At 72.6% G+C, this 26,068-nt stretch carries 25 protein-coding genes; 9 read left to right on the top strand and 16 right to left on the bottom strand.

Features of this window, described 5'->3' with window-relative positions; translation table 11 throughout:
* Positions 1–51 precede the first annotated feature (51 nt).
* A complete protein-coding gene (locus FR742_RS23335; protein WP_148032911.1) occupies positions 52–762 on the bottom strand; it encodes a DUF3105 domain-containing protein in 711 nt (236 codons plus the stop codon).
* A gap of 101 nt (positions 763–863) precedes the next feature.
* On the opposite strand from FR742_RS23335, the gene FR742_RS23340 reads away from it, so the two are divergent.
* Both FR742_RS23340 and FR742_RS23345 read left to right on the top strand, forming a co-directional pair.
* A complete protein-coding gene (locus FR742_RS23340) occupies positions 864–1,514 on the top strand; it encodes a DUF305 domain-containing protein (RefSeq protein ID WP_187281442.1) in 651 nt (216 codons plus the stop codon).
* Between the two features lie 73 nt (positions 1,515–1,587).
* The gene (locus tag FR742_RS23345; RefSeq protein ID WP_148032913.1) at positions 1,588–2,991 is read left to right on the top strand and encodes an NAD(P)/FAD-dependent oxidoreductase; all 1,404 of its coding nucleotides are present in this window, start codon (positions 1,588–1,590) and stop codon (positions 2,989–2,991) included.
* A 16-nt stretch (positions 2,992–3,007) separates the two neighbouring features.
* Here the strand turns inward: FR742_RS23345 and FR742_RS23350 are convergent, their stop codons facing one another.
* The 11 genes from FR742_RS23350 to FR742_RS23400 form a co-directional block, all read right to left on the bottom strand.
* Positions 3,008–4,057 (bottom strand): low specificity L-threonine aldolase, encoded by a 1,050-nt coding sequence (locus tag FR742_RS23350; protein ID WP_148032914.1) that lies wholly within the window; start codon positions 4,055–4,057, stop codon positions 3,008–3,010.
* Positions 4,054–4,683, bottom strand: a complete 630-nt coding sequence (locus tag FR742_RS23355; RefSeq protein ID WP_148032915.1) for an SDR family NAD(P)-dependent oxidoreductase — start codon at positions 4,681–4,683, stop codon at positions 4,054–4,056. The genes FR742_RS23350 and FR742_RS23355 overlap by 4 nt, the downstream gene beginning before the upstream one ends.
* Entirely contained in the window at positions 4,680–6,740 is a 2,061-nt protein-coding gene (locus FR742_RS23360; RefSeq protein ID WP_148032916.1) for a DUF6421 family protein, read from the bottom strand. The genes FR742_RS23355 and FR742_RS23360 overlap by 4 nt, the downstream gene beginning before the upstream one ends.
* An 86-nt stretch (positions 6,741–6,826) precedes the next feature.
* Positions 6,827–7,486 (bottom strand): response regulator transcription factor, encoded by a 660-nt coding sequence (locus FR742_RS23365; RefSeq protein WP_148032917.1) that lies wholly within the window; start codon positions 7,484–7,486, stop codon positions 6,827–6,829.
* An 89-nt stretch (positions 7,487–7,575) separates the two neighbouring features.
* A complete protein-coding gene (locus FR742_RS23370) occupies positions 7,576–9,459 on the bottom strand; it encodes a serine/threonine-protein kinase (RefSeq protein ID WP_148032918.1) in 1,884 nt (627 codons plus the stop codon).
* Positions 9,459–10,946: a tol-pal system YbgF family protein gene (locus FR742_RS23375; RefSeq protein ID WP_148032919.1), complete on the bottom strand. Its 1,488-nt coding sequence runs from the start codon at positions 10,944–10,946 to the stop codon at positions 9,459–9,461. The genes FR742_RS23370 and FR742_RS23375 overlap by 1 nt, the downstream gene beginning before the upstream one ends.
* A 160-nt stretch (positions 10,947–11,106) precedes the next feature.
* Complete coding sequence (locus FR742_RS23380) at positions 11,107–11,760, bottom strand: adenosylcobinamide amidohydrolase (protein WP_148032920.1); 654 nt, start codon at positions 11,758–11,760, stop codon at positions 11,107–11,109.
* Positions 11,757–12,530, bottom strand: a complete 774-nt coding sequence (locus FR742_RS23385; protein WP_148032921.1) for an ABC transporter ATP-binding protein — start codon at positions 12,528–12,530, stop codon at positions 11,757–11,759. The genes FR742_RS23380 and FR742_RS23385 overlap by 4 nt, the downstream gene beginning before the upstream one ends.
* Positions 12,527–13,558: an iron ABC transporter permease gene (locus FR742_RS23390; RefSeq protein ID WP_187281443.1), complete on the bottom strand. Its 1,032-nt coding sequence runs from the start codon at positions 13,556–13,558 to the stop codon at positions 12,527–12,529. Before FR742_RS23390 ends, FR742_RS23385 begins: the two co-directional genes overlap by 4 nt.
* Before the next feature lie 44 nt (positions 13,559–13,602).
* Positions 13,603–14,571, bottom strand: coding sequence for an ABC transporter substrate-binding protein (locus FR742_RS23395; protein WP_148032922.1), 969 nt, complete (start codon positions 14,569–14,571; stop codon positions 13,603–13,605).
* A 198-nt stretch (positions 14,572–14,769) separates the two neighbouring features.
* Positions 14,770–15,654, bottom strand: a complete 885-nt coding sequence (locus tag FR742_RS23400) for a Gfo/Idh/MocA family protein (RefSeq protein ID WP_261808699.1) — start codon at positions 15,652–15,654, stop codon at positions 14,770–14,772.
* Between the two features lie 49 nt (positions 15,655–15,703).
* On the opposite strand from FR742_RS23400, the gene FR742_RS23405 reads away from it, so the two are divergent.
* Positions 15,704–16,876: an MFS transporter gene (locus FR742_RS23405; RefSeq protein ID WP_148032923.1), complete on the top strand. Its 1,173-nt coding sequence runs from the start codon at positions 15,704–15,706 to the stop codon at positions 16,874–16,876.
* A 25-nt stretch (positions 16,877–16,901) separates the two neighbouring features.
* Entirely contained in the window at positions 16,902–17,486 is a 585-nt protein-coding gene (locus FR742_RS23410) for a histidine phosphatase family protein (RefSeq protein WP_148032924.1), read from the top strand.
* Positions 17,487–17,497: 11 nt separating this feature from the next.
* On the opposite strand, the gene FR742_RS23415 is transcribed toward FR742_RS23410, so the two are convergent.
* The 3 genes from FR742_RS23415 to FR742_RS23425 all read right to left on the bottom strand — a co-directional run bounded on the left by FR742_RS23415 (position 17,498) and on the right by FR742_RS23425 (position 18,901).
* Positions 17,498–17,755, bottom strand: coding sequence for a hypothetical protein (locus FR742_RS23415; RefSeq protein ID WP_148032925.1), 258 nt, complete (start codon positions 17,753–17,755; stop codon positions 17,498–17,500).
* Between the two features lie 87 nt (positions 17,756–17,842).
* Positions 17,843–18,079 (bottom strand): DUF397 domain-containing protein, encoded by a 237-nt coding sequence (locus FR742_RS23420; protein ID WP_148032926.1) that lies wholly within the window; start codon positions 18,077–18,079, stop codon positions 17,843–17,845.
* Complete coding sequence (locus FR742_RS23425) at positions 18,080–18,901, bottom strand: helix-turn-helix transcriptional regulator (protein ID WP_148034773.1); 822 nt, start codon at positions 18,899–18,901, stop codon at positions 18,080–18,082. It abuts the gene before it with no gap.
* A 223-nt stretch (positions 18,902–19,124) separates the two neighbouring features.
* Between FR742_RS23425 and FR742_RS23430 the strand changes: the two genes are divergently transcribed.
* Positions 19,125–19,628: an anti-sigma regulatory factor gene (locus tag FR742_RS23430; RefSeq protein WP_148032927.1), complete on the top strand. Its 504-nt coding sequence runs from the start codon at positions 19,125–19,127 to the stop codon at positions 19,626–19,628.
* Between the two features lie 78 nt (positions 19,629–19,706).
* Complete coding sequence (locus FR742_RS23435; protein ID WP_148032928.1) at positions 19,707–22,112, top strand: helicase-associated domain-containing protein; 2,406 nt, start codon at positions 19,707–19,709, stop codon at positions 22,110–22,112.
* Here the strand turns inward: FR742_RS23435 and FR742_RS23440 are convergent.
* On the bottom strand, positions 22,096–23,103 hold the full coding sequence (locus tag FR742_RS23440; protein ID WP_148032929.1) for an ABC transporter substrate-binding protein: 1,008 nt from the start codon (positions 23,101–23,103) through the stop codon (positions 22,096–22,098). The genes FR742_RS23435 and FR742_RS23440 overlap by 17 nt on opposite strands.
* 85 nt (positions 23,104–23,188) lie before the next feature.
* Between FR742_RS23440 and FR742_RS23445 the strand changes: the two genes are divergently transcribed.
* From FR742_RS23445 to FR742_RS23455, 3 genes are read left to right on the top strand one after another with little or no spacing between them, the layout of a single operon-like run.
* Positions 23,189–24,250, top strand: a complete 1,062-nt coding sequence (locus FR742_RS23445; protein WP_148032930.1) for an iron ABC transporter permease — start codon at positions 23,189–23,191, stop codon at positions 24,248–24,250.
* A complete protein-coding gene (locus FR742_RS23450; protein ID WP_148032931.1) occupies positions 24,247–25,254 on the top strand; it encodes an iron chelate uptake ABC transporter family permease subunit in 1,008 nt (335 codons plus the stop codon). The genes FR742_RS23445 and FR742_RS23450 overlap by 4 nt, the downstream gene beginning before the upstream one ends.
* Positions 25,254–26,054: an ABC transporter ATP-binding protein gene (locus tag FR742_RS23455; protein WP_148032932.1), complete on the top strand. Its 801-nt coding sequence runs from the start codon at positions 25,254–25,256 to the stop codon at positions 26,052–26,054. The genes FR742_RS23450 and FR742_RS23455 overlap by 1 nt, the downstream gene beginning before the upstream one ends.
* Positions 26,055–26,068 lie beyond the last annotated feature (14 nt).

The following is a 26,068-nucleotide window of genomic DNA, read 5'->3' on the forward strand; positions in this document are numbered from 1 at the left end:
TGCAACGCGAAAGGCCCGGCGGTCGAGGCCGGGCCTTTCGGGAGGATCGGGTTACTGCTGGGACTGCGACGGCTGCGGAGAGGCCGTGTCCATCGGGGTCTGGCTCTGGCCCGTGGGCTCCGGCGGGAGGGGGGCCTGGTCGGCGGTGGTGACGATGGCGTCGGGGCCGCCGCAGGTCGCGCCCGGCTCGGGCGTGTCCGCGCCGTTCTGGTAGCGCTTGATGAACGCGCCCAGCTTCGGGTCGTCAGGGTTGTCGAACTTGTGCTGGTGGTTCCAGGTGCTGGCCACGATCGGCGCCGGGAGTCCCTCGAACGGGCTCATCAGCATGTAGTCCTGCTGACCGGTGCTGGTGGCCACGTCCTTCAGCTTCGCGATCTGGTCGGCGGGCAGGTCGGGACGGTAGGTGATCCAGACCGCGCCGTGCTCCAGCGAGTGGACGGCGTGCTCGCTGTGGATGGGCTTGTCGTAGATGTCGCACTGCTGCCAGTAGTTGTTGTGCTCACCGCCCACGGGCGGGGTCTCCTTGTACGCGACCTTGTTCCAGACATGCTGGCCACCGTCGTACTTGACGCTCACCACGGCGTCGAGCGACGTCTCGCGCGCCTGCTTCACCAGGTAGAAGCCCACCACACCGACGAGCAGGACGATGACCAGACCGCCTGTCCCCCACATCAGGAATGCGGTGCGGCGTTCTTTGCGCTGCTGCTCGGCGCGCATCCTCTGCAGATGCTCCCGCCGCGCCTGCGCCTTCTCCTTTGTCATCGTTCCTCCATCGGCGAACCAACAGGGGTCACTTTATGCCCTCCGGGCGTATGCGGAGAATAAGAGCGTTGTAAGCGTCCGATCACGACCCGCGCGTGGCGATGGGTACGCTGGACAACGCCATGGAAAAGCCCGCTCGTAACTCAATGTTCGCCGTCGTCGCCGTGCTGGTTCTCGTCGCGGCGGCGGCGCTGCTCCTCTTCGGCGGCCGGGGCACCCCCGGCGACAACTCCGCCGAGGCCGGTTTCGCCCGCGACATGGCGACCCATCACGCCCAGGCCGTCGACATGTCGTTCACCATCAGGGACAAGAGCCAGTCCCGGGAGATCAGGTCCCTGGCGTTCGACATCATCAACACCCAGGCCAACCAGCGCGGCATGTTCCTGGGCTGGCTGCAGCAGTGGGGCCTGACGCAGGCGACCGACATGCGGTCGATGGCGTGGATGAGCGGCCACGCCCACGCCTCCTCGGCGCGGCCCGGAGATCCGATGCCCGGCATGGCGTCCGCCGAGGAGCTGGCCAAGCTCCGCGAGCTGGAGGGCACCGAGGCCGAGGTGCTGTTCCTGCAGCTGATGATCCGCCATCACGAGGGCGGGGTGGAGATGGCCGAAGGCGTGCTCCGGCTGTCCGGCCGGGACGAGGTGACCGGCATGGCCCGCAAGATCGTCACCGGGCAGCAGGGCGAGATCAAGCTGATGACCGACATGCTCCGCCACCGCGACGCGCAGCCGTTCCCCTCGATCCTCGACTGACCTCTCGCGGGCCCCGCTTCGGGGTACCTGAACACGGCAGGGGACTCGGGTCCGATGAGCGGGGGGCGGGCGGGTGAGCGTTGACGCGGTCGTGGTGGGGTCGGGGCCGAACGGGCTGGTCGCGGCGGTCAAGCTGGCCGAGGCCGGGCGGCGGGTGCTGCTGCTGGAGGCGGCCGACGCGTTCGGCGGCGGGCTGCGGTCGGCGGAGCTGACGCTGCCGGGCCTGGTCCACGACGTGGGCGCGACCGTGATGGCGATGGCGCTGGCCTCCCCCGCCCTGCGCGACCTGAAGCTGAAGGGCGTCGAGTACGCCCACCCGCCGCTGCCCGCCGCCCACCCGCTGGACGACCGTCCCGCCGTGCTCGTGCACCGTGACGCCGGCCGTACCGCGGCGGGGCTGGGACGCGACGCGGCGGCGTGGCGGGCGACGGCGGGAGCGGCGGCGAGAGCCGGGTTCCCGCTGGTGGACCTGCTGCTGCGACCGCTCGGGCCGTGGCCGGCGGGGCTGGCGCGGCCGTCCGCGCTGGCCGCGGCGGCCCGGTTCGGCGCGGCGGCGGCGCTGCCCGCGACGACGCTGGGGCGGCTGGCGTTCCGCACCGTGGAAGGGCGCGCGGTGCTGGCGGGCATGGCCGCGCACTCCCTGCTCGACCTGCGGGCGCCGATCACGAGCGGCTACGGGCTCATGCTCGCGGCCACGGCCCACCTGGTGGGCTGGCCGGTGGTGCGGGGCGGCTCGCAGCGGCTGGCCGACGCCCTGGTGGCGCGGCTGCGCGAGCTGGGCGGCGAGGCGGTGACCGGCCACCGGGTGCGGCGGCTGGCCGAGCTCGACGCGGAGACGGTGGTGCTCGACGTGTCGCCGCGCCAGTTCCTCAAGATGGCCGACCTGCCGCCTGCTTACCGTGACCGGCTGGCCCGGTTCCGCCACGGGCCGGGGGTGTTCAAGCTGGACTGGGCGCTCGACGGGCCGGTGCCGTGGCGCGACCCGGCGGTGGCGGGGGCGGGCACCGTCCATCTGGGCGGCACGATGGAGGAGATCGCGCTGAGCGAGGCGGAGACGGCCGCCGGCCGCCACTCCCCCAGGCCGTACGTGCTGCTGGTGCAGCCGTACGCGGCGGATCCGACGCGGGGCGGGCACACGCTGTGGGCCTACTGTCATGTCCCCAACGGCTCGACCGTGGACATGACAGGCCCGATCGAGGCGCAGATCGAGCGGTACGCGCCGGGCTTCCGCGAGCGGGTGCTGGCCCGTCACGCGATGGGGCCGGCCGAGCTGGAGGCGGCCAACCCCAACCTGGTCGGCGGCGACATCGGCGGCGGGCTGGCGAGCCTGGGGCAGTTCCTGAAGCGGCCGGTGTGGTCGCCCGCGCCCTGGCGCACCCCGCTGCGGGGGGTGTTCCTCTGCTCGGCCTCGACCCCGCCGGGGCCCGGCGTGCACGGGGTGGGCGGCTGGCAGGCCGCCCGCCTCGCGCTCCGCTGACGTGCCGTCCCCGGGCTCAGGCGCCGAGTTCCTCCGCGAGTGCGGCGGCGAAGGCGTCGACGTCGTCCTCGGTGGTGTCCCAGGCGCACATCCAGCGCACCTCGCCGGTGGACTCGTCCCAGGTGTAGAAGCGGAAGCGCTTCTGCAGCCGGGCGGTGACGTCCTTCGGCAGGATCGCGAAGACCGCGTTGGCCTCGACCGGGCGCGGCACCTCGACGCCGGGCAGGTCCCTGACGGCCTCGGCGAGCCGCCGTCCCATGGCGTTGGCCCGGCGCGCGTTGCGCAGCCACAGGTCGTCCGTGAGCAGCGCCTCGAACTGCGCCGAGACGAACCGCATCTTGGACGACAGCTGCATGAACGTCTTGCGGATGTAGTCGACGCCGGTGGCCGCCCCGGGGTTGAGCACCACGACCGCTTCCCCGTACAGCAGCCCGATCTTCGTGCCGCCGAAGGAGAGCACGTCGACGCCGGCGTCGGTGGTGAGCGCCCGCAGCGGCACGTCGAGCGCGGCGGCGGCGTTGGTGAGGCGGGAGCCGTCGAGGTGGACGAGCAGGCCGAGGTCGTGCGCGTGCGCGCAGATCGCGGCGATCTCGCCGGGGGTGTAGACGGTGCCGAGCTCGGTGGTGTTGGAGATGGACACCACCTTGGGCTGGGCGCGGTGCACGTCGCCGAACCCCCACGCCTGCCGGTCGATCAGCTCGGGGGTGAGCTTGCCGTCGGGCGTGGGGACGGTCAGCAGCTTGATGCCGCCGGCGACCTCGGGGGCGCCGCCCTCGTCGGTGTTGATGTGGGCGGTCTCGGCGCAGACGACCGCCTCCCAGTGGGCGGTCATCGCGCGCAGCGAGACGACGTTGGCGGCGGTGCCGTTGAAGACCGGCCAGGCCCGCGCCGTGTCGCCGAAGTGTCGCCGGAAGACCTCCTGCAGCGCCTCGGTGTAGACGTCGTCGCCGTAGGAGGTCTGGTGGCCCCCGTTGGCGTCGGCGATGGCCTGGAGGATCTCCGGGTGCACTCCGGCGTAGTTGTCGCTGGCGAAGCCCTTGAGCCGGGGGTCGTGCCGGACGGTCACGTGGTGAGGTCCAATCTGGTGCCGTTGAGCTGGGTGGCGGGCTGGTCGTAGAGGCGGCCGATCGCCTCGGCGAGGTCGCGCACGTCGGTGAACCCGGCGAACGCCGCCTTCGGCTTGGCCGCCCGCATGGCGTCGTTGACCAGGGCCTTGACGACGAGGATGACGGCCGCGGACGAGGTGTCGCGCAGCGCGTCGGCGAGCGAGAGGGTCCACGCCTCGGCGGCGGCCTTGGCCGCGGCGTACGGGGCGCCGCCGGCGGTGGGACGCTGGGCGGCCTTCGCGGAGACGATCACGAACCGGCCGTTCGCGCTCTTGCGCAGGAGCGGCTCGAAGGCCAGCGAGACGTGCTGGAGGGTGCGGACGAGCAGGTCGTGCAGCGTGTCCCAGTCGGCGAGGTCGATCTCGGCGAAGGTGGACGCGCCGCGCCAGCCGCCGACGAGGTGGACGACGCCGTCGACGTGGCCGTGCTCGGCCTCGACGCGGGCGGCGAGGGCCTCGACGGCGGCGCGGTCGAGCAGGTCGACGTCATGCTTGTCGACGCCGATCACGGTGTGGCCCTGCTTGGCGAAGTGTTCGCGGACGGCGGCGCCGGTGGGGCCGGCGGCCCCCGTGACCAGAATGATCATGCCCTGATCCCCCTCGTCGACTCGACCACATCGGCCAGCTTACGGCGCAGCGCCTCGTAGAACATGCTCAGGGGGAACTCGTCGGGGAGCACCGCGTCCACCTTCGCCTTCTGCTCGGCCGGCAGCGCGTCGGCGCCCCTGGCCCAGAGGGAGGACGGGTCGGGCGCGACGTAGGCGCTCACCAGCTCGTGCGCGGCCAGCCAGTGGGCGACCTTGGAGCGGTCGATGCTGTCGCGGTAGAGCTTCTCCACCTCGCCGCGCAGGTCGGCGACGCCGCCGGCGACCCGGTCCCAGTCGACGGACAGGCGGTTGTCGGTCCATCGCACGATGTCGTTGCGGTGCAGGTAGGCGAAGAGCAGCTGGCCGCCGAGCCCGTCGTAGTTGCGCACCCGGGGGCCGGTGATCGGGAACCGGAACAGCCGGTCGAACAGGATCGCGTGCTGGACGTACCGGGCGTGCGGCACGCCCCGCCGCTCCAGCTTGACGGCCTCGCCGAACGCGGTCAGGTCGCAGCGCAGCTCCTCCAGCGCGTACAGCCAGTACGGCATCCGCTGCTTGATCATGAACGGGTCGAACGGCAGGTCGCCGTGGCTGTGGGTGCGGTCGTGCACGAGGTCCCACAGCACGAACGTGTCCTGGGCGAGCCGCTGCGAGGCGAGCAGGCGGGCGGCGTCCGGCGGCAGGTCGAGCTTGAGCGTGTCGACGGCGGCCCTGGACACCCGGCGGAACCGGGCGGACTCGCGGTCGGCGAAGATGCCGCCCCAGGTGAAGCGGGCGGGCGCCTGCCGGACCGCGACCGTCTCGGGGAAGAGCACGGCCGAGTGGGTGTCGTAGCCGGAGGTGAAGTCCTCGAACGCGATCGGCACGAACATGGGGTTGTCGTAGCCGCCGGCCTCCAGCTCGGCCAGCCAGTCCGGCCAGATCGTACGGATCCAGACGGCCTCCAGGTTGCGGTCGGGGTTGCCGTTCTGGGTGTACATGGGGAACACGACGAGGTGTTCGAGGCCGTCGACGCGCTGGGTGTCGGGGTGGAACCGGTCGAGCGAGGCGAGGAAGTCGGGCACGCCGAGGTCCTGCCCGGCCCACCGGGCGAGGTCGTCCTGGACGGCTTCGAGGTACGCGGCGTCGTGCGGGAAGTGCGGCGCCAGCTCGCCCACCTTGGCGGCGACGGCGGCGACCAGCTCCTTGGCCCGGCCCTTCTCCTCCGGCACCGATCCGTCCTTGACCTGGAGCGGCCGCAGCTCCTCGACCAGGGCCTTGAGCTCGCCGAACAGCGCGGCCTTGGGACCGGACCCGGCCGCGTCGGCCGGCGCGTCGGCCGGCACGCGGGCGGCCCAGGTGATGACGTTGCCCCACAGCGTGCGGTGGTCGTAGTCGTCGATGGAGTCGTCGCCGAACAGGTCGGAGTCGGCGAACACCACGACCCTGCCCTGCCCGTACGGGAGCGCCACGGCCAGCGGCGCGCCCGCCGGGTCCGCGTCAGGGGAAGTGGCGAACAGGACGGTGGCGTCCTCGGCCGCTAGCACGCCGGAGCGGTAGAAGCAGGCGGCCTTGACCCCGGCGAGCAGCCCGTCGCCGGTGGCGGGCGGGGCGACGACCCAGGAGGCGACGCCGCGGTGGGCGTGGCGCGGGTCGCGCACGGTGGTGTGCTGGACGGTCACGCCGAAGCGGGCGAGCAGCTCGGCCAGGTTGTTGCCGTACTTGTCCTGCTCCTCCTCGGCCAGCACGACGAGCCCGCCGCCCTCGGCGACGAAGTCACGCACGGCGTCCAGCTCCCGCGGGGAGAGCAGCGGGCCGCCCCCGCCGGTGGTGCGCTCCCAGCGCTCGCCCGCCGGGTGGGCGATGACCAGCACGTCGTGGTCGCGGAGCGTTCCAGGGTCGAGCGGGCCCTCGGCGTGGGCGGTCACCGTGTGGCCGAGGTGGCGCAGCAGCTCGGCGGCGCGGGCGTAGCTGGAGTCGTCGGGGTGTGCGGGGTTCACGGCCTCGGCGATCTCGCGCCGGATGGTCCACGACTCGCTGTGGGCCTCGTCGAACAGCACCCTGGGGAACGCGTGCATGAAATATCTCCTGTCGCTACCGCCTTATGACGAAAAATATACACATACGACCCGAATCCCCCGCCAAACCCTCTCGCATGCTGAGATCAGGCCGCGGTGCCGGGCCGCACCACGCCCGACTCGTACGCGAACACGACCGCCTGCGCCCGGTCGCGCAGGGCCAGCTTCATGAGCACCCGCGCCACGTGCGTCTTGACCGTGGCCTCGCCCACGTACAGCTGCCCGGCGATCTCGGCGTTGGTGAGCCCGCGGGCGAGCAGGCGCAGCACCTCCAGCTCGCGCGGCGTCAGCTCCGACAGCCTGGGCGACGGCGTCGGCTCCGACCGGCCCGCGAACGAGGCGATCACCCGGCTGGTAACGGCCGGGTCGAGCAGCGCGTCACCGGCGTGCACGATGCGGATGGCCTCGATGAGCTGCTCCGGCGGCGACACCTTCAGCAGGAACCCGCTGGTGCCGGCGCGCAGCGCCGCCCACAGGTTCTCGTCGGTGTCGAACGTCGTCAGCGTGATGACCTTCGGCGGCGACGGGGTTTCGAGCAGTTCCCTGGTCGCGCTCAGCCCGTCGAGGCGCGGCATGGAGATGTCCATCAGCACGATGTCCGGCCTGACGCGCCGGGCCACGGCGATGGCCTCACGGCCGTCGGCGGCCTCGCCGACGACCTCCATGCCCGGGTCGCTCTCCACGACCATGCGCAGCCCTGCCCTGACCATCGCCTGGTCGTCCACGATCACGATTTTGATGCCCACAGCTTCCGAAGGGTAAAGGTCGCGAGGGCTCGTGAACAGGCGCCGAACAGGCAGGTCAAGCCGTACGCAAGTCAGGTGCAAGCGGATGGTCAGGAGACCTGCACGCTCTGACGCACCCGCACCTGGGTCTCGTCGTCGCAGCGGTGCTGCGCGCAGAAGTACAGGACCAGGACCGGCTTGGGGCGGTGGGCGATGACGTAGCTGACGAAGCCCAGCTGGTTGCCGCTGTTGCGGTCGCGCAGGGTGCCGTCGTAGCGGGTCGCGTCGCTGTTGCCCGCCCGGTCGGGCACCGGGGCCGTCACCTGGACCTCGCCCGGCAGCAGGCCCTCCATCATGGCCTTCATCTCTTCACGGGAGGCGCCCGGGTCGAGCGTGTCGGACACCTGGACGTACACGCCCACGGCGTTCTCCGGGTCGCCGGTGATGACCTTGTTCACCTGCGACCAGTCGGCGCTGGCGCCGGAGACGAACATCGACTCGAACTCGGCGGCCCGCGGCGAGGCGATCGCGAACAGGTCGGCGTGCGTGCGGGCGGTCCAGCCGGCCGGGTACTCGAACGTGACCGGGGCGGCGGCGGTGTCCTGGAAACGCGTCCACGACTCGCCGCGCTGCATGAAGACGATCATCACGACCAGCGCCAGCGCGGCGACCGCCGCGGTGAGGGTGGCCGCGACGATGGGCAGCCTGCCGGGGCGGCGTGCGGGGCGCGCGGACACGCCGGTCCCCGGGCCCGTCGCCGGCCCGCTGCTGCCGGGTCCGGTGTGCGGCCCTTCCCCGTAACCGTACGGAGAGCCGGGATGGGGACCGGAGTGCGGGCCGGAACCGGGACCCGTGCCGGGACCGGAGTGCGGACCGGAACCAGGACCGGGACCATAGTGCGCGCCCGGACCGGGGCCGACGCCGACGGGCCGCGCGCCCGAGTGCGGACCGGAGTGCGGGCCGGAGTGCGGGCCGGAATGGGGACCGGAATGGGGACCGGAATGCGGGCCGGAATGGGGACCGGAATGCGGGCCGGAATGGGGACCGGAATGCGGGCCGGAATGGGGACCGGAATGCGGACCGGAGCCGTAGCCGGTGCCCGGGCCGGTGCGAGGGCCGGTGCGGGGGCCGGTGAAGGCGCCCGAGTCGGCGGGCGAGCCGGTGATCGCCTCGCGCAGCGCCACGATGAACGCCGCGCAGGACGGGAAGCGCTGCTCGGGCGCCTTGGCCAGGGCCCGCATCATCACCCCGTCGACCTCCAGCGGCAGCTCAGGCCGCAGCTGCGTCAGCGGCACCGGCTGCTCGGCCAGGTGCGCCCACAGCAGCGCGATGTCGTTGTCGCGCTGGAACGGCAGCCGCCCCGACAGCCCTTCGTACACCACGCACGCCAGGGCGTACTGGTCGGCCCGGCCGTCGATGTGCTCCTTGTTGATCTGCTCGGGCGACATGTAGCGGGGCGTGCCGATGAACTGGTCGGTCTGCGTCAGCCCGGAGATCGACGTGCGGTGCTTGGTGATGCCGAAGTCGGTGAGGTAGACATGGTCGGCGGCCAGCAGGATGTTGGCCGGTTTCACGTCGCGGTGGATCAGGTCGTGCGCGTGCGCGGTGTCGAGGGCGGCGGCCACCTGGGCGAAGATCCTGGTGCCCTGGTCGAGCGGCAGCGGACCCCGGTCGTAGATGAGCCGGCGCAGGTCGAGCCCGTCGACGTAGCGCATCGCGATGTAGAGGACGCCGTCGGCGTCGGCGTTGGCCTCGTAGATGGGGATGATGTTGGGGTGCTCGATGCTGGCGACCGTGCGGGACTCCAGGATGAACCGCTGGCGGAACCGGTCGTCGACGCTCAGCACCGGGTTGAGGATCTTCAGGGCGACGCGGCGGCTCAGCCTCGGGTCCAGCGCCAGGTAGACGACGGCCATGCCGCCCTTGCCGATGATGTCCTCGACGTAGTAGCCGGCCACCTCCTGACCGATGAGCGCCCTGTCGTTCACGTGCATCACGACGTCTCGATGGGCTGGCCACAGTAGCCGCAGAACCGGTGCGCCTGGCCGAGCCGCATGCCGCAGGCCGTGCAGAACTTGACCGAGGACTCCTGCGCGGTCAGCACCTGCTGCTGCTGCTGCGGGACCGCCGTGAACTGCGGCGATCTGCGCACCATCACCGTCTGGTCGGCGCCCTCGTCGTATGCCTGCTGCGGGGGGACGAGCGGCGGGGCCTGCCCGTGGTCGTCGGCCCGGTCTCCGGCCCGGTGGCGCCGCCACAGCAGGAACGCGCCCACGGTCGCGGCGAGGAACAGCACGCTCGCCGCGACGATGAACGGCCACAGCGGCAGGCCGGAGGAGGCCGGCGCGACCGTCCGCTTGGTGCCCTCGTCCTCCGGGCCGCCCCGCTTGGCGAGCGCGACCTTGAGCAGGTCGGCGGCCACCACGTTGCCCGGGTAGAGCTCCAGGACGCGCTGGAAGCCCGGCGCGGCCTCGGTGTAGTACTTGGTGTGGTAGCGGGTCAGCGCCGCCTCGAAGGCGGCGTCGATCGCTCCCCTGCGCGCCGCGATGCCGGCCTTCGACAGGGTCGAGGTGATCTCCCGTACGCCGATCATCTTGGCTTCTTTGCCGCCGCCGATGAGCAGCCCCACGACGTGGCCGTCCTTGTCGCCGATGACGGGGGCGCCGGCCAGGCCGCGGTCGGCCAGGCCGCCCAGCTTGGCGGGCTCGTCGACCTTCTTGTCCGGGTCGCCGAACGGCCGGCCCTTCTCGCCGGCGCCGCCGCCCTTGCCCAGGTGGGCGATCTCGACGGTGGTCTGCACGTCGGGGCCGGGTCGGCCGAGGAAGCCGGCCACGCTGGTGGGCGCGCCCTGCTGGTCGGGCACCTGCTCGGCGAGCGGGGCGGTGGGCATGCCGACGCTGCCGACGGCGCGGGCGACGGGCATCAGCACGGCCGGGGCGTCGGGGCCGGAACCGGCCCGCACCAGCTCGGCCTTGAAGCCGTCGGTGTCGGCGGGCGAGACGTTCGGGAAGATCGTGATGTCGGTGGTGACGTCGATGATGCAGGTCGCGGTGGACCTCTTCGGCGGGTAGCAGTCCTTGAGGTGGCGGTCGAGTATCGGGTCGTCGTCCACCGAGTGGCGCTTGTCGTCCTGCGGGACCTTCACGTCGTGGTGCTCGGCGAACACCTTGTTGGCCGCCCTTACGGCGACGTCCTCGTCGTCGGTCTTGACCACGCTGGTGAGCGCGACGATCGCGCCGTCGGGGTTGACGACGATGCCGGTGCCCTGGCCGATGGGGAAATCGTAGGAACGCTCCACGTGACGCAGCTGGCTGACGTGGTCGAGGAGCGTGATCTCGACGTGGGAGACCGCCTCGACGCGCACCACGGCGGGGGTCACCAGATCGGTGATGCCGCTGGGATGCTCGTGGGCCGTCGCGGGTATGGCGAGCAGGGCGACCGTCACCACGACACCGCCCGCCAGCACTGTGAGACGCGCCATCACCGCTCCCGCACGAAGGGTCAGAACAAGGGTCCCAATCACCTGTCGTAAGTCAATAGATCCGCGTGTGACGAAGCGGTTGCAGTACTTCCCCCGACGCATGAACCCCTCACGTGGCCCTATCGCGCGAAAGCCGGGCGGCGTTACACCTTGTTCAAGATCAACTCAGTTCGGTCCCCGGCTTCCGGTAACCGGGACGCCACGACACCGCGCCCTGCCTGACGGCGGCGTGGACGGCGCGGGCCAGCCGGGCGCCCCACTCGGAGCGGGGCCCGCAGAACAACTCCTGCGGGCCGGAGTCCGGCACGGCGAGGCAGACCGCGTCCGAGGCGGTGCCGGTGCACGGGTAGCCCGCCTCCAGCAGGGCCTGCGTCTTGGCCTCGGTCATCGTCATGACGGCGTTGACCAGGGCGGCGTCCGTCATCGCCACCGGCAGCGTGGCGACGATGTTGACGGTGCCGACCATCGGGGCCAGCTCCGGGTCGGCCGCGCCTTCGGGGGCCGCCGCCCAGGTCGGGACGCGTAACCCGACCGTGGCCACCGCCTCGGCCCCGCCGTCGGCGGCGCTGGTGTAGCGGTCGACGGAGGCCGCCGTCATCATGCCGACGCCGTCGCCGCCCGGCCCCAGCCCGGCCAGGTGGTCGACCGGGTCCATGCGCGCGTAGCCGGCCACGACCTGGGCGTTGAGCACCCATGTGCGCGGCCCGATGCCGCCGCCGAGCATCGCCGAGGAGATCATCCGCCAGCCCGGCCCGAACTCCCACAGCAGCGACCCGAGCCGGTCGCCGTCCTCGACGCGGTAGCCGAGCTTCACGTCTCTCCCCTGACCAGGTGTACGACGGGCCGCCCGCCGGGGCCCGGCTCGATCATGACACGGGCGTCGAAGTGCTCGCCGACCAGGGCGCCGGTGAGCACCTCGGCCGGCCTGCCCCGGGCCACGGACCGGCCGCCTGCCAGCAGCAGGAGCGTGTCGGCGTACTGGCCGGCCAGGGTCAGGTCATGCAGCGTGGTGATCACGGTGAGGCCGTCGGCGGTCCTCAGCCGGTCCACCAGCTCCAGCACCTGCTGCTGGTGCCCGAGGTCGAGCGCGGTGGTGGGCTCGTCGAGCAGCAGCACCGGCGCCTGCTGGGCGAGCGCCCGGGCGAGCACCACCCGCTGCCGCTCGCCGCCGGACAGCTCGCCGACCCTGCGGGCGGCGAACCCGGTCAGTCCCAGCCGCGCCAGCACGCCCGCGATGATCTCCCGGTCCCTGCGGCTCTCCCGCCCGAAGTACGGGATGTACGGGGTACGGCCGAGCAGCGCGTAGTCGAAGACCGTCATGTCGGGCGGCAGCGCGGGGGTCTGCGGCGCGTAGGCGACCAGCCGGGCCCGCTCGCGCGGCTTGAGCCCGCTCCCCCGCCGGTCGTCGAGGACCACCTCGCCCCGGTGGGCGAGCACGCCCATGACGGCCTTCAGCAGCGTGGACTTGCCGGCGCCGTTGGGCCCGACGACCGCGAGCCACTCGCCCCGCGACACGTCGACGTCCACCCCGTCGAGCACCTCGCGGCCGCCGAGCCGTACCGACAGCTCCTTGACCCGGATCATGTGGCGGTCCCCCGCGTCATGCGCAGCACGGCCACGAAGAACGGCGCGCCCACGAACATGGTGACGACTCCGATCGGCAGCTCGGCGGGGGCGATGACGGTGCGCGCGAGCAGGTCGGCGAGGACCAGGAACGCGGCGCCGCCGATCAGCGACAGCGGCAGCACGCTGCGGTAGGAGCCGCCGGCCAGTCGGCGCACCGCGTGCGGCACGACGATGCCGACGAACCCGATGAGCCCGCTCACCGCCACCGCCGCGGCCGTGGCCAGGGAGGCGGCCAGCAGCACCACGAACCTGACCCGGGTGGCCCGCACGCCGAGCGCCCCGGCCTCCTCGTCGCCGACGGCCAGCACGTCGAGCATCCGCCCGTGCGCCAGCAGCACCGCCGCGGCGACGACCGCGTACGGCAGCACGAGCCGGACCTGCTCCCAGCCGCCGCCGACGTCGCCCAGGATCCAGGAGTAGACGCGCCGCAGCTCCTCCACCCCGAGCTGCTGCACGAACGTCTGGATCGCGGTGAGGAACGAGGTGACGGCCACCCCGGCCAGCACCAGCGTGGCCGTGCCACCGGTCCGGCCGGCGGCGCTGCCCAGCCCGTAGGCGAGGAACACGCCGCCGACCGCGCCCGCGAACGCCGCGACGGGGGTGGTGAGCGCGGACCCCGGCAGCAGCACGACGGCCACGGTCGTGGTCAGCCCGGCTCCGGCCGCGGCGCCCAGCAGGTACGGGTCGGCCAGCGGGTTGCGGAAGACGCCCTGGTAGCCGGCCCCGGCCATGGCCAGCAGCCCGCCGACCACGGCCGCCAGCAGCACCCTGGGCAGCCGCAGTTCGTACAGCAGCCCCTGCTCGACTGGCGTCAGCCCGGCGTCGGCCGACACGAATGGCAGCCAGTCGGCCACCTGGAGGACGACCTGCCAGGGCGCGATGTCGGCGGCGCCGCCCAGCAGGCCGGCGATCATGACGACGGCCAGCAGCGCCAGCGCCCCGGCCAGCCACACCGGCCGGGCTCTGGCGGGCTTGACGTGCGCCACCGGGTCCCGCCCTTCGGTCCTCCCGGTGGCCTGCTCGGCGAGCACTATTCGGAGGCCGCCTTCGCGACCGCGTCGCCGACGGTCCGCGCCAGGTCGGCGACGCGCGGCCCCCAGCGGGAGGCGATGTCGTCGTCGAGCTCGATCACCAGGTCGTTCTTGACGGCGGACAGGTTCTTCCAGCCGGGCCTCTTGGCGAGCGCCTCCTTGTTCTGCTGGCAGCACTTCACGTCCGCCAGGAAGATCAGGTCGGGGTCGGCCTGGGCGATGAACTCGGTGGACAGCTTGGGGTAGCCGCCCGCCGCGTCCGGGGCCTTGTCGGCGATGTTGGTGAGGCCGAAGAGGGCGTAGATCTGGCCGATGAAGGTCGTGGACGTGGCCGCGTAGGGGGTCTGGTCGAGCTCGTGGTAGTAGGTCAGGCCCTTGCCCTTGGGGGCGTCGGCGGCGAGCTGGTCCAGGGTGGTCCGCATGGTGGTGACCACCTCCTCGGCCTTCTCCAGGTTGCCGGTGGCCGCGCCGAGGTCGGTGATCTCGTCGTACGCCTCGTCGAGGGTCTTGGCGGACGGCTCCCACAGCACGGGGACGTTCAGCTTGGCCAGCCCGGCGATCACCTGGTCCATGTCGTCGGAGACCACGACCAGGTCGGGCTTCTGGGCGACGATGGCCTCGACGTTCGGCTTGAAGCCCGACAGGTCGGTCCTGGGGGCCTCGGGCGGGTAGTTCGACTGGTCGTCGACGGCGATCACCTGGGGGCCGGCGCCGATGGCGAACAGCGTCTCGGTGTGGGCGGCCGACAGGGAGACGATCCGCTCCGGCTTCTTCTCGATGGTGATCTCGCCGTTGGCGGCCTCCACCGTCACGGGGAAGCCGGCGCCGGCCTGGCTGGAGGCGGGCTGACTGGAGGAGGGCTGGCTGGTGGCGGGGGCGGAGGTGGCTGTCGTGCCGGTCTGGCCGCATGCGGCCAGGACGAGCGTTCCCAGCAGCGCGCCCGCGAGCGCCTTGCGTACGGGCCTCACGAGTAGTCCTTTCACACTGTCGGAACCGAGAGACCCGCGATGAGCGACGGATCACCCTTTTCCACGAGGGTTGATGACGTCACGCAGAGGCAGGCGACCTGGCTATGACAGTTGCGGGACAGCGCCGGACTCGCACCGGACTTCGCTGCAGCACTGCGCGTCGGACAAACGCTATCAATCCTCCTGGAGGCGCCCGCGTCAAGGGGTACGGAGCTGTGATTCCGCTTCTTCGAGCACCTCCTGGACGCGGAGGCCGCGCGCGGCGTCGAGCGGGTGGCCGCCGCCCTGCCGCACCGTCCTGGCGAACTCCTCGGCCACCCGGGGCAACGCGTCGCCGCCGCCGGACCCGAGCACCGCGACGCCCTTCCCGCCGTACACGGCCACGCTCGCGGGCGGCAGGTCGCCGACGGCGGCCTGGCTCAGCGACACCTCGCTGACCGCGCCGCCCTCGTGCTCCAGCAGCAGCCCCGCCCAGCGCAGCGGGTCGCCGTGCGCGCGCACCCCGGTGATCCGGCCGAGCGCGGCGTCCATCAGGTCCACCATGTGCGGCCCCGCGTCGAGCAGCGCCCCGCGTTCCAGCCGCCACGGGGTGGCGAACGGGTGGTCGCCGACGAGGGAGCCGGAGATGTTGGCCGCGTGCCCGCCGAACGGCTCGATCTCCCGGCACCGGTCCAGGAAGGCCCGGGTGCCGGCCGCGTACCGCAGGGTGAGGACCATCTGGCTCGGCACGCCCGACTCGGCGACCGCGTCGGCGACCCGGCGCGCGCTCTCCAGGGAGTCGCCGAGCGGCTTCTCCAGCAGCAGCGCCTTGCCCGCCCGCGCGGCACGTACCGCCAGCTCGGCCTGGACCGCGGGCGGCACGCAGAACGCGACCGCCTCGCACGCGTCGAACAGCTCCTCCACCCGCTCGAACACGGGCGCGCCGAGCCGCGCGGCCGCCTCGGGCCTGCGCGCCCAGACCCCGGCGAGCCTGGTGTGCGGGCCCGCGGCCAGCATCGGCGCGTGCGCCATCTCCGCCCACGGGCCCGCCCCGACCAGACCGACCGCCACCGGCTCCATCGCGATCCCCTTTCGCACGATCATGAGTCGATTCGTGACCCTACTCGAAGGGCCTCGGTGGGAGGATGCCGTGATGATCACTTCCAGCCGGCCGCTCGCCCGCTATGTCGCGGGCGGCACGGTCCTCCAGATGGCCTTGTGGGCCGACGCGAGCCTGGTCGGTGTCACCCTCATGTTCCTGGGCGAGGGAGGCTTCCAATCCCTGGGGCTGGTGATCCTGCCGGCCGGGCTGCTGGCGTTCCTGCTGCCGGTGCCGATGGGGGTGCTCGTGGACCGGGCGGCACGCCGGTCGGCGCTGGTCTGGTCGGGGGTGGCGGGGGCGGTCGCGCTCGGCTCGCTCGCGGTCGCCGCCCTGGCCGGCGCCGTCACGACGGCTCACGTCATGCTGGCGATCGGGGCCGTCACCCTGGTGGCCGTCACGGGCGCGCTGGCGCTGGAGGCCTATCTGCCGGCGGTGACCGGTCGGCACCGGTTCGTCCCGGTCAACGCGTGGCTGTACGGGATCGCGTCGGTGGGGACGTTCGGCTTCGCCGTCAGCGTGGGGCTGCCGTCCACGGCGGCCGTCGTGGTCGTGCTCGTGGTGCCGGCGGTGGGGTTCGCGGTCTCGGCGCTGCTGTTCCGGTACGTGGACGTGCCCGAGGATCCGGCGCCGCCGAGGGAGGGGGTGTGGCCGGAGGCGGTGGCCGGGGTGCGGTTCACGCTCCGGCATCCGGTGCTCCGTGCGATCGCCGGCTATCTCGTCGCGCTGGCGGCCCTGCAACAGCTGATCGACGCCCCGCGGCCGGACGGGCTGGCGGACGGGTGGGACCTCGTCACCATGCTGGCCCCGCCCCTGGTGGGCGCGCCGGCCGCGGTCGTGCTGCACCACCGCGTGGGCGCGCTCCGGCTGGCGTGGTTCGCCGTCCTCGCGACCCAGCCGTTCGCGCTCCTGCTCGCGTTCCCGTCCGGGGCCGCCGGATACGTGCTCGGCCAGGCGCTGCCGCTGGCCGGCGCGGCGACGGCGGCGATCGCCCTGCTCAGCCACCGGCAGGCGATCACGCCGCCCCGGCTGCTCGGCCGCTCGGGCGGCACGCTGCTCATGCTCGTCGCCCTGGCCGCGATCGTGGGGTCCGTCCTCGAGACCCTGCTCGCCCTGGCCGGCGCAGGACGGTCGTGGCTCGCCGCGCCGGCCACCGCTGGAGTGCTGGCGGCGGCCGTCCCGCTCCTCAGGGCGAGCCGGTCCGAGCAGGGCACCCCGGCCACCTGAAGCCGGGGTGGCGGATGATGGACCCATGGACGAGATGGTGTTGCTCCGCCACGGCGAGACGGAGTGGAGCAGGACGGGCAGGCACACCGGCCGGACCGACGTGCCGCTGACCCCGCGCGGCGAGGAGCAGGCCAAGGCGCTCATCCCGGTGCTCGGGGAGAGCCCGTCCGAGCTGGTCGTGGTCTCGCCCGCGCGGCGCGCCACCCGCACCGCCGACCTGGCCGGCCTCAGCTCGTACGAGGTCGATCCGGATCTGTGGGAGTGGGACTACGGCGGCTATGAGGGCATCACCACCCCGGACATCAGAAAGGACCGGCCCGGCTGGTACCTGTGGCGCGACGGCGTCCCACCGGGCGGCACCCCGGGCGAGAGCGCCGCCGAGGTGGGCGCCCGCGCCGACCGGGTGATCGAGCGGTGCCGGCGGGTCCACGGGCGGGTGGCGGTGGTCGCGCACGGTCATCTGCTGCGCGTGCTCACCGCGCGCTGGCTGCGCCTGCCCCCGGCGGACGGCCGGCTGTTCAAGCTGGACACCGGCACGTACTCGCGGCTGGCCTTCGAGCACGGCGAACCGGTGATCAGGACCTGGAACGCGCCGGTCGGCGGGGTCTGACCAGCACCGGCTCAGGCTTGCGCCTGGCCAGGCTGCGGGCCGCGCCCGGTCAGCCACTCCAGGACACTGCGGTGCCCGCGGGTGGCGTCCTCGAAGTGGCCCCAGCGCCAGTAGCGCGGATGGTCCCTGATGCCGGTCACCCAGGTCCGGTACGAGACCGAGCCGCCGGAGGCCGCGGGCGCCACGCCGTAGGTGCGGATCACGACCTTGCCGCCAGGCGCGAACAGCACGTCGTCGGCGATCGGGTAGAGCGTCGTCTGGTCGAGCATGACCCGATCCTGCCCGGAGGAGTCGGTGGGGCCGTTACGCCTCCGGCGCGGCCCGGTTAAGCGGGCCCGCCGGAGGTTAACAGCGCGTTACACCAGCAGGCCGTCGAATTCTCCGTCCTTCACTCCGAGCACCAGAGCCCGGATCTCGTCGCGGGTGTAGATCAGCGCGGGGCCGTCGGGGAAGCGGGAGTTGCGCACCGCTATCCCACCGTCGGGGAGCTTCGCGAGCTCCACGCAGTTGCCCTGCGAGTTGCTGTAGCGGCTCTTGCGCCACGCCACGCCGGACAGATCGCCGGCGGGCATGCCGTTATAGGTCTGATTCATCTACATCTTTCTGAGAAGGCCGCCGATGAGCTCGACGGTGCCCCCCGGCGTGGTGCTCTCCACGCACAGCTGCTCCATGGCCGTGAGGTACGGATCGATGTCCTCGCGCTTGTCCAGGTACAGGGCACCCCAGAGCTGTTCGACGTAGACGACGTCCGACAGGTCGGACTCGGGAAACCGCAAGATGCTGAACGCGCCCCCCTCGGCGGCGTGCATGCCGTAGCGGAAAGGCATCACCTGAAGGGTGATGTTGGGGAGGGCCGCCACCTCCAGCAGATGCCGGAGCTGCTCGGCCATGACCTTCCGGCCGCCGATGATCCGCTTGAGCGTCGCCTCGTCGATGACCGCCCACAGGCGCGGCCCGTCGTTCTTGGTGAAACGCTCCTGCCGTTGCATGCGCAGATGCACACGGCGTTCTATCCGATCGGCTGACATGTCGGGATTTCCGAGCTGGATCACTGATCGTGCGTACGCGGCCGTCTGCAACAGGCCGGGCACGAACTGCACCTCGTACGTACGGATCATGCTCGCGGCCTCTTCCAGCCCCACGTAGGTGGTGAACCAGTTCGGCAGCTCCTGCGAGTAGTTCTGCCACCAGCCGGGGGTGTTGGCCTCTCGGACCATCTCCAGAAGGGCACGGCGTTCGGCGTTGTCGATGACGCCGTACAGCGTGAGCAGGTCCTCCACATCACGTGTCTTGAAACCGACGCGCCCGAGCTCCATACGGCTGATCTTGGACTCGGAGGCACGGATGTGGAATCCGGCCTGATCGCGCGTGAGCCCGCGCTTCTCGCGCAGGCGCCGCAGGCTCGCACCGAGCATGATGCGCCGAACGGTCGAAGCTGAACCGGGCGGATCGATGGACACGTGGTGCTCCTTGGTCGTTTCCTTGTCACACAGTCTGTCACTTCACGGCCGAAAGATCATGGGCCGCGGACAAGATCCCCTTTCCCACTGATTGACCCTTTGAAGGGAAACCGTAGCGCTTGCACACCGTGTCTGCACGTGCATTCGCTCTTGCAAGTGCACGAGAGTTTGCCGCACAATGATCAACGTGCAATCCACCACGGCAGCCGGCCAGTGGACCACGTTCGACTGGTGGCCCCCTGTCGGCTGGTGGCCGGAGGCGGCGCGCGATCTCCTCGAGCCTGGTCCGTCCGCGAGCGCCACCTTCGTGCTCCCTCCCACCGCCTCGTCCGTGCACTGCGCGCGCAGCTACGCCGCCGGGGTGCTGGCCGCGTGGGGCCTGAGCGAGCCGGCCGAGAACATGGAGCTGGTGGTCTCCGAGCTGGCCACGAACGCGCTGCGGCACGGCCTGCGCGCGGACGACCCCTGCGGGCTCGGTCCCGTGCACATGTCGCTGGTGCGCCGCGGCCGCCTGGTGGCCAGCGCCTTCGCCGATCCCGGGTCCTCGGTGCCCGCGCTGAGATACTCTGGGCTCCTGGATACCGGCGGCCTGGGTCTCCACATCGTCGACTCACTGAGCCTTCGCTGGGGCTGGTCCGCGCTCTCGCCCCACGGGAAGATCGTGTGGGCGGTCCTCTCCTGACCGAGAGTGATCTGCACTACCGTGGATGGTCATGGCTCACGGTGAGTTCCACGCGCGACCCCATGAGAGTGCTGACCGATGGACGATCACCTGCTCGGCTGGCTACGAACCCTCGACGAAGACAGGCTCGCCCGCGTCCTGACGCACCGGCCTGACGCCCTCGCCGCGCCGTGGCCGCGGCGGCTCGACACGCTGGCCCAGCGGCTGAGCAACGGCTTCGCCGTCATGGAGGCGCTGCGCGTTCTGCCGCTCCCCTGCCTGCAGCTCGCCGAGGCCTGCCTGGTCCTGACCCGGCCGACCGCCGAGCGGCTCGCCGGGTTCCTCGGGGCGCCGCGCGCCGAGGTGGACCGGTGGCTCGACCACCTCTACGACCACGCGCTGGCCTGTCCCTCGGCCGACGGCGAGATCCACCTGGCCGAGGCCGTGACCCGCTACTGGAGCGCGCCGCTCGGCCTCGGCGAGCCGCTCGACCACTACCTGAACTCGTGGACGATCAGCGGCGACACGCTCCGCGCCCTGGCCGGCAACCTGGGCCTGCCCTCCCACGGCGGCAAGCGCCGCACGGTCGCGCGGGTGGGCGAGGCGCTGGCCGACGACGGCCACATGGCCGCGCTGCTGCGCCACGCCCCCGCCGGAGCCGCCGCGCTGCTCGACGAGTTCGCCTGGCACGGCCCCGTACGCGAGGTCGACGGCGGCAGGTTCGTCACCCCCGGCACGCCCGAGAAGTGGGCGGCCGACCACGGCCTGCTCTACCGGCCGAGCTGGAACGTCGCCGAGATGCCCCGCGAGGTGGCGCTCGGCCGGCGCGGCCCCGGCTACCATCCGCCGTTCACGCCGCGGGCGCCCGAGGTGGCCACGATCCCGGTCGACCCCGAGGAGGTCGACCACCTGATGACGCTGGCCGCGCCGCACGTCGTGGAGCGCTGCGCGGCCCTGCTCGACAACACGTCCAAGGCGCCGTTGCCGCTGCTCAAGACCGGCGGCGTGGGCGTGCGCGAGGTGCGCAGGGTCGCCAAGGAGACCGGCTGCGACGAGGACGAGACCCGGCTGCTGCTGGAGATCTGCGCGGTGGCGCGGCTGCTGGCGTGGGACGAGAAGTCCGGCGGCCTGGTGCCGACCGAGCGGTTCGACCGCTGGCGGCTCGACGAGGGCGCCGCCCGGCTGCGGGTGCTGCTGTCGGCCTGGTGGCGCATGGAGCGCTCGTCCCTCCGCAAGATCGACGGACGGTACGGCACGGTCCTGGGCGACGACCAGAGCGGCGCCGCGATGGCCCGCATCCGTCACGCCGTGCTGTCGGCGCTCCTGCGGCTGCCGTCCGCCACCGCCTTCGCCGACCGCGACAGCCTGGTGGCCAACGTGCGCTGGCACGCGCCGCTGGTCGACCGCGACCTGCTCGACCGGTGCGCCTCCGCGGTGATCGACGAGTCGCGGCTGCTCGGCCTGGTGGCCAACCACGCGCTCACCGACCTCGGCCGGGCGCTGGCCGGGCTGGCGGCCAAGGCGGGCGGCGAGAGCGACGACGCGGCCCCGCTGGTCGAGCACGACCCCGCGCTGGTGGAGGCGTCCACCCGGGCGCTGGCCAGCGTGCGCAGGAGCGCCCTGTTCGGGCCCGACCTGACCGCGGTGGTGACCGGGCCGCCGTCGGCGGAGCTGGCCGAGCTGCTCGACAGGGTGGCCGAACGCGAGTCCCGGGGCGCTGCCTCGGTGTGGCGGTTCACCACCGAGAGCGTGCGCCGCGCCCTCGACCGCGGCTACGACGCCGACGAGCTGCTGGACGAGCTGTCGGGGGTGGGCGCCGTCCCGCAGCCGCTGGAGTACCTCGTGCACGACGTGGCCCGCCGCCACGGCGAGGTGACGGTGACCACGGTCGGCTGCGTGGTGCAGGCCTCCGATCCCGCGCTGCTGGCCGAGATCGCCGCACACCGGCGGCTGTCGCGGCTGGGGCTGCGGCTGCTCGCGCCGACCGTGCTGGTCGCCTCCGCCGACGCCGAGCGCACGCTCGGGGTGCTGCGCGAGGCGGGGTACGCGCCGGTGCCCGTCGCCGACACCGGCGAGATCGCCATCCGCCGCACCCGCGCCGAGGAGCCCCGCAACGGCAAGCTCATCCTGCTGCCGGGCGGTCAGGTGGCCGAGCTGTCCGACGCCCAGCCGTCCGATGAGCCGATGATCGCCGAGCCGGTGCCCGACCCGCACGAGCACGCCCGCCGCCTCATCGCCGAGAGCCGTGAGGCGGGCGAGCGCAACGGCCGCACCTGGGCGGTGATCGGCCGGATGGCGACCAGGCTGCCGACGGCGCAGCAGTCGCTGCTCGGCTTCGTGGTCGACCGGGGCGTGCGGGCCGGCATCACGCTGACCGACGGCCTGACCGCCACCATCAGCCACGGCGAGCTGCGCAACGGGGCGCTCGACGCCTGGTGCGAGGAGGCGGGCGACTACCTGGAGTTCCCCCTCGCCGAGATCGTCGAGGTCAAGGGAGCTTATTAGCCTTCTTCAGGTTGGCCACGAGCTCCTCCAGGAAGTCGGCGTAGCCCTGGTAGCTGAAGGGGGCCTCGGCACGCCACGGGTAGAGCTGGCCGGCCTTGACCGCGGGGAGCTCGGCGAAGGTCGGCTTCTTCATCATCTCCTCGGGCTTCAGCGCCTGCGTGCGGGTGTCGTAGAGGATCACGTCCGCGTCGTAGGTGTCGGCGTTCTCCCAGCTGAGGGTCTGGAAGAAGCCGCCCTCGTCCACCTTGCCTGGCACCACGATGTCGAGGCCGTTGTCCATGAGGTGGCGGATGTCGGCGTACTCGGGCGGGTTGACCACCCACATCTGGTCGGCGCCGCCCGACATCATGAGGATCTTGAGGTCCTTGAGCGCCGCCAGCTCCTTGGTGGCGGCCTCCATGCGGGCCTTGGCCTCGGGCACGCCCGCCATGTCGGCGCCGAGCGACGCGGCCAGCTTCTCGTACGTGCCGATCACCTCGGTGGCGGTCTTGCCGGTGAGCATGACGCCGACCGTGGGGGCGACCTGCTCGATGGTGTCCTTGGACTTCTCGGGCACGTACCAGAGCGTGCCGTTCTCGTACATGCTGCTGACCAGCAGGTCGGGCTGCAGGGCGATGTACTGCTCGACGTTGAACTCGTCCCACACGTTGCCCAGGCCCGTGACCTTGGTGATGTCGACGTTGCCGACCTGCGGGTCCTTGCTGCCGTCCTGGAGCTTGTGCGGGCCGAACACGCCGACCGGGCGCACGCCGAAGTCCCACAGCGCGGCGGCGGCGCCGACCTGGGCGACCACCTTGGAGGGGGTCTTGTCGAGGTCGACCTTCTTGCCGCGGTCGTCGGTGAACGTCCACGGCTGGGCGGCCGGGGCGGAGGACGCCTCCGGTGCGGCCGCGGTACCGCCCGCGCCGCCGCACGCGGCGAGCGTGACGGCGGCGGCCAGACCCGCCGCCGCGGCGAGGAAACCTCGCCGAGCCATGACCGGTCCCGACATGAGTACTCCCTAAGGTTAGGCTTGCCTTCGTACTGAGGCTTTAGATTAGCCTCGCCTAAGCCAGACCGTAAGGAGAGGGGGGCGGGTGCGCCCGGCCGAGCACACCGAACCTGCCACCGAGGCGGGCGGGAACCCGCCGCCGCGGCGCGGCCGGCAGGTCACGCTCGCCGCGGGGCTGCTGGTGGCGCTCGGGCTGTTAGTCCTCGTGGGCCTCGCCGGCGTGGCGCTGGGCGCGCGGGCGATGCCGCTGACGGCCGCCTTCGACGCGTTCCTCGCCCCCGACGGCTCCAGCGACCACACGGTCATCAGGGAGCTCCGGGTGCCGCGCACGCTGCTCGGCATCGGCGTCGGCGCGGCGCTCGGGCTGGCCGGGGCGCTCATGCAGAGCCTGACCCGCAACCCGCTGGCCGACCCGGGCATCCTCGGCATCAACGAGGGCGCCGCGCTGGGGGTCACGCTCGCGCTCGGGCTGTTCGGGCTCACGGACCCGACCGTCTACGTGTGGTTCGCGTTCGCGGGCGCCGCCGGGGCCTCGCTGGTGGTCTACTCGCTCGGCGCGGCGGGCCGCACCGGAGGAGGTCCGGTACGGCTCGCGCTGGCGGGCATCGCGGTGGGCATGGTCTTCACCGCCATGTCGTCGGCCATCCTGCGCATCGACTCCCAGACCTATGACCGGATGCGGTTCTGGCTGACCGGCTCGCTGGCGGGGCAGACGGCCGACACGGCGCTGCGGCTGGCGCCTTTCCTGGTGGCCGGGCTGGCGCTGGGGCTGTGCCTGGGCAGGCCGCTCAACATGCTGTCGCTGGGCGACGACGCCGGCCGCGCCCTGGGCGTGGCGGTCGGCCGCACCCGCGCGCTGACGGCGGTGGCGGTGACGCTGCTGTGCGGGGCGGCGACGGCGGCGGCCGGTCCGCTGTGGTTCATCGGGCTGGCGGTGCCGCACGCGGTGCGCGCCGTCGTGGGCCAGGACCAGCGGTGGGTGCTGCCGTACTCGGCGGTGGTGGCGCCGGTGCTGCTGCTCGGCGCCGACATCGTGGGGCGGCTGATCGCCCGGCCGGGCGAGGTGCAGGTCGGCATCATGTGCGCGGCGATCGGCGCGCCGATCTTCATCCTGTTGGCCCGGCGCAGGAGGCTCGCCGCACTATGAACGTCCGCCTGGGCCCCTGGTCGATGCGGCTGGCCCCGCGTTCCCTGGCCGTCACCGCGCTGCTGCTGCTCATCGCGTGCGCGGTGGCGGTGGCGGCGATCTCGACGGGCGAGTTCACCGTGCCGGTGCCGGACATCCTGGCGGCGCTGGCGGGTGAGGGCACGCCGGTCGCCGAGCTGATCGTGAACAAGCTGCGCGCTCCCCGGGTGGCCACCGGGCTGCTGGTGGGGGCCGCGTTCGGGCTGAGCGGCGCCATCTTCCAGAGCCTCACCAGGAACGCGCTCGGCAGCCCCGACTTCATCGGCTTCACCGCCGGCGCCTCGACCGGCGGCATCCTGGCCGTGGTCGCGGGCGGCTCGGCCGCGGTCATCGCCGGCGGCGCGCTGGCCGGATGCGTGATCACCGCCGTGCTGGTCTACGCCCTGTCGTACCGGCGCGGCGTGCAGGGCTACCGGCTCGTCCTGGTCGGCATCGGGGCGAACGCGCTGCTCCTGGCGGCCAACTCCTATCTGCTGACGCGGTCCAACATCTACGACGCCGCCACCGCCGCCGCCTGGCTGACCGGCAGCCTGAGCGGGCGCGGCTGGGACCACGCGATCCCGGTCGCCGTCGCGCTGGCGCTGCTGCTGCCGCTCTGCGCGTACGTGGCCAGGCCGCTGCGCATGATCGAGATGGGCGACGACGCCGCCCGCGCCATGGGCATCAGGGTCGAGCCGGTGCGCGCTGTCGCGATCGTGGCGGGCGTGCTGCTGTGCGGGGTGGCGACGGCCGCCGCCGGGCCGGTGATGTTCGTCGCGCTGGCCTCGCCGCAGCTCGCCCGCCGGCTGACCCGCTCACCCGGCGTCACGCTCGCCTCCTCGGCGCTCATGGGCGCCGTGCTGCTGACCGCCTCCGACCTGATCGCCCAGCGCCTGCTGGCCCCCGTCCAGCTGCCCGTCGGCGTGGTGACGGCCGCCATCGGCGGCGCGTACCTGGCCTTCCTGCTGCGAAAGGACCGCTACTGATGACCACCCGCCTTTCGGGAACCGACCTCACCCTCGCCTACGACCAGCGGGTCGTGGCCAGTCAGCTGTCCGTGGCCATCCCCGACCGGTCCTTCACCGTGATCATCGGCCCGAACGCGTGCGGCAAGTCCACCCTGCTGCGCGCCCTGGCCAGGATGCTCAAGCCGAAGCAGGGCGCCGTGCACCTCGACGGCAGCGTGATCACCACGCTGCCGTCGAAGGAGGTCGCGCGGCGGCTCGGGCTGCTGCCGCAGAGCTCGATCGTCCCTGACGGGATCACCGTGGCCGACCTGGTGGCGCGTGGCCGCTACCCGCACCAGCGGCTGATGCGGCAGTGGTCGAAGGCCGACGAGGCGGCCGTGACCGAGGCGATGCGGGCCACGGACGTGACCGGGCTGGCCGACCGGATCGTCGACGAGCTGTCGGGCGGGCAGCGGCAGCGGGTGTGGCTGGCCATGGCGCTGGCCCAGGAGACGCCGATCCTGCTGCTGGACGAGCCGACCACGTTCCTCGACATCTCGCACCAGATCGAGGTGCTCGACCTCTGCGCCGACCTGCACGAGGCGGGCCGGACGATGGTGGCCGTGCTGCACGACCTGAACCAGGCCTGCCGCTACGCCACCCACCTCATCGTCATGCGGGAGGGCAGCGTGCTGGCCGAGGGCGACCCCGCCGAGATCGTCACCCCGGAGCTGGTCGAGCAGGTGTTCGAGCTGCGTTGCGAGATCATCCAGGACCCCCAGTCGGGCACCCCGCTGATCGTCCCCGAGTCCCGCCGCAGGGTCGCGTCCCCGGCCTGAGGCCCGCGCCTCGG

The organism is Nonomuraea sp. C10 (assembly GCF_008017515.1).
In the GTDB taxonomy this organism is placed as follows: Bacteria; Actinomycetota; Actinomycetes; order Streptosporangiales; family Streptosporangiaceae; genus Nonomuraea; species Nonomuraea ferruginea.

Bases quoted from the DNA above. Each gene is read 5' to 3' on its own strand.
- FR742_RS23370 (WP_148032918.1), bottom strand. From the start codon at position 9,459: ATGCACGTGAACGACAGGGCGCTCATCGGTCAGGAGGTGGCCGGCTAC.
- FR742_RS23410 (WP_148032924.1), top strand. From the start codon at position 16,902: ATGGACGAGATGGTGTTGCTCCGCCACGGCGAGACGGAGTGGAGCAGG.
- FR742_RS23425 (WP_148034773.1), bottom strand. From the start codon at position 18,901: ATGCTCGGTGCGAGCCTGCGGCGCCTGCGCGAGAAGCGCGGGCTCACG.
- FR742_RS23335 (WP_148032911.1), bottom strand. From the start codon at position 762: ATGACAAAGGAGAAGGCGCAGGCGCGGCGGGAGCATCTGCAGAGGATG.
- FR742_RS23420 (WP_148032926.1), bottom strand. From the start codon at position 18,079: ATGAATCAGACCTATAACGGCATGCCCGCCGGCGATCTGTCCGGCGTG.
- FR742_RS23360 (WP_148032916.1), bottom strand. From the start codon at position 6,740: ATGCACGCGTTCCCCAGGGTGCTGTTCGACGAGGCCCACAGCGAGTCG.
- FR742_RS23400 (WP_261808699.1), bottom strand. From the start codon at position 15,654: ATGATCGTGCGAAAGGGGATCGCGATGGAGCCGGTGGCGGTCGGTCTG.
- FR742_RS23340 (WP_187281442.1), top strand. From the start codon at position 864: ATGGGTACGCTGGACAACGCCATGGAAAAGCCCGCTCGTAACTCAATG.
- FR742_RS23450 (WP_148032931.1), top strand. From the start codon at position 24,247: ATGAACGTCCGCCTGGGCCCCTGGTCGATGCGGCTGGCCCCGCGTTCC.
- FR742_RS23435 (WP_148032928.1), top strand. From the start codon at position 19,707: ATGGACGATCACCTGCTCGGCTGGCTACGAACCCTCGACGAAGACAGG.
- FR742_RS23385 (WP_148032921.1), bottom strand. From the start codon at position 12,530: ATGATCCGGGTCAAGGAGCTGTCGGTACGGCTCGGCGGCCGCGAGGTG.
- FR742_RS23405 (WP_148032923.1), top strand. From the start codon at position 15,704: ATGATCACTTCCAGCCGGCCGCTCGCCCGCTATGTCGCGGGCGGCACG.
- FR742_RS23355 (WP_148032915.1), bottom strand. From the start codon at position 4,683: ATGATCATTCTGGTCACGGGGGCCGCCGGCCCCACCGGCGCCGCCGTC.
- FR742_RS23430 (WP_148032927.1), top strand. From the start codon at position 19,125: ATGATCAACGTGCAATCCACCACGGCAGCCGGCCAGTGGACCACGTTC.
- FR742_RS23415 (WP_148032925.1), bottom strand. From the start codon at position 17,755: ATGCTCGACCAGACGACGCTCTACCCGATCGCCGACGACGTGCTGTTC.
- FR742_RS23375 (WP_148032919.1), bottom strand. From the start codon at position 10,946: ATGGCGCGTCTCACAGTGCTGGCGGGCGGTGTCGTGGTGACGGTCGCC.
- FR742_RS23440 (WP_148032929.1), bottom strand. From the start codon at position 23,103: ATGTCGGGACCGGTCATGGCTCGGCGAGGTTTCCTCGCCGCGGCGGCG.
- FR742_RS23455 (WP_148032932.1), top strand. From the start codon at position 25,254: ATGACCACCCGCCTTTCGGGAACCGACCTCACCCTCGCCTACGACCAG.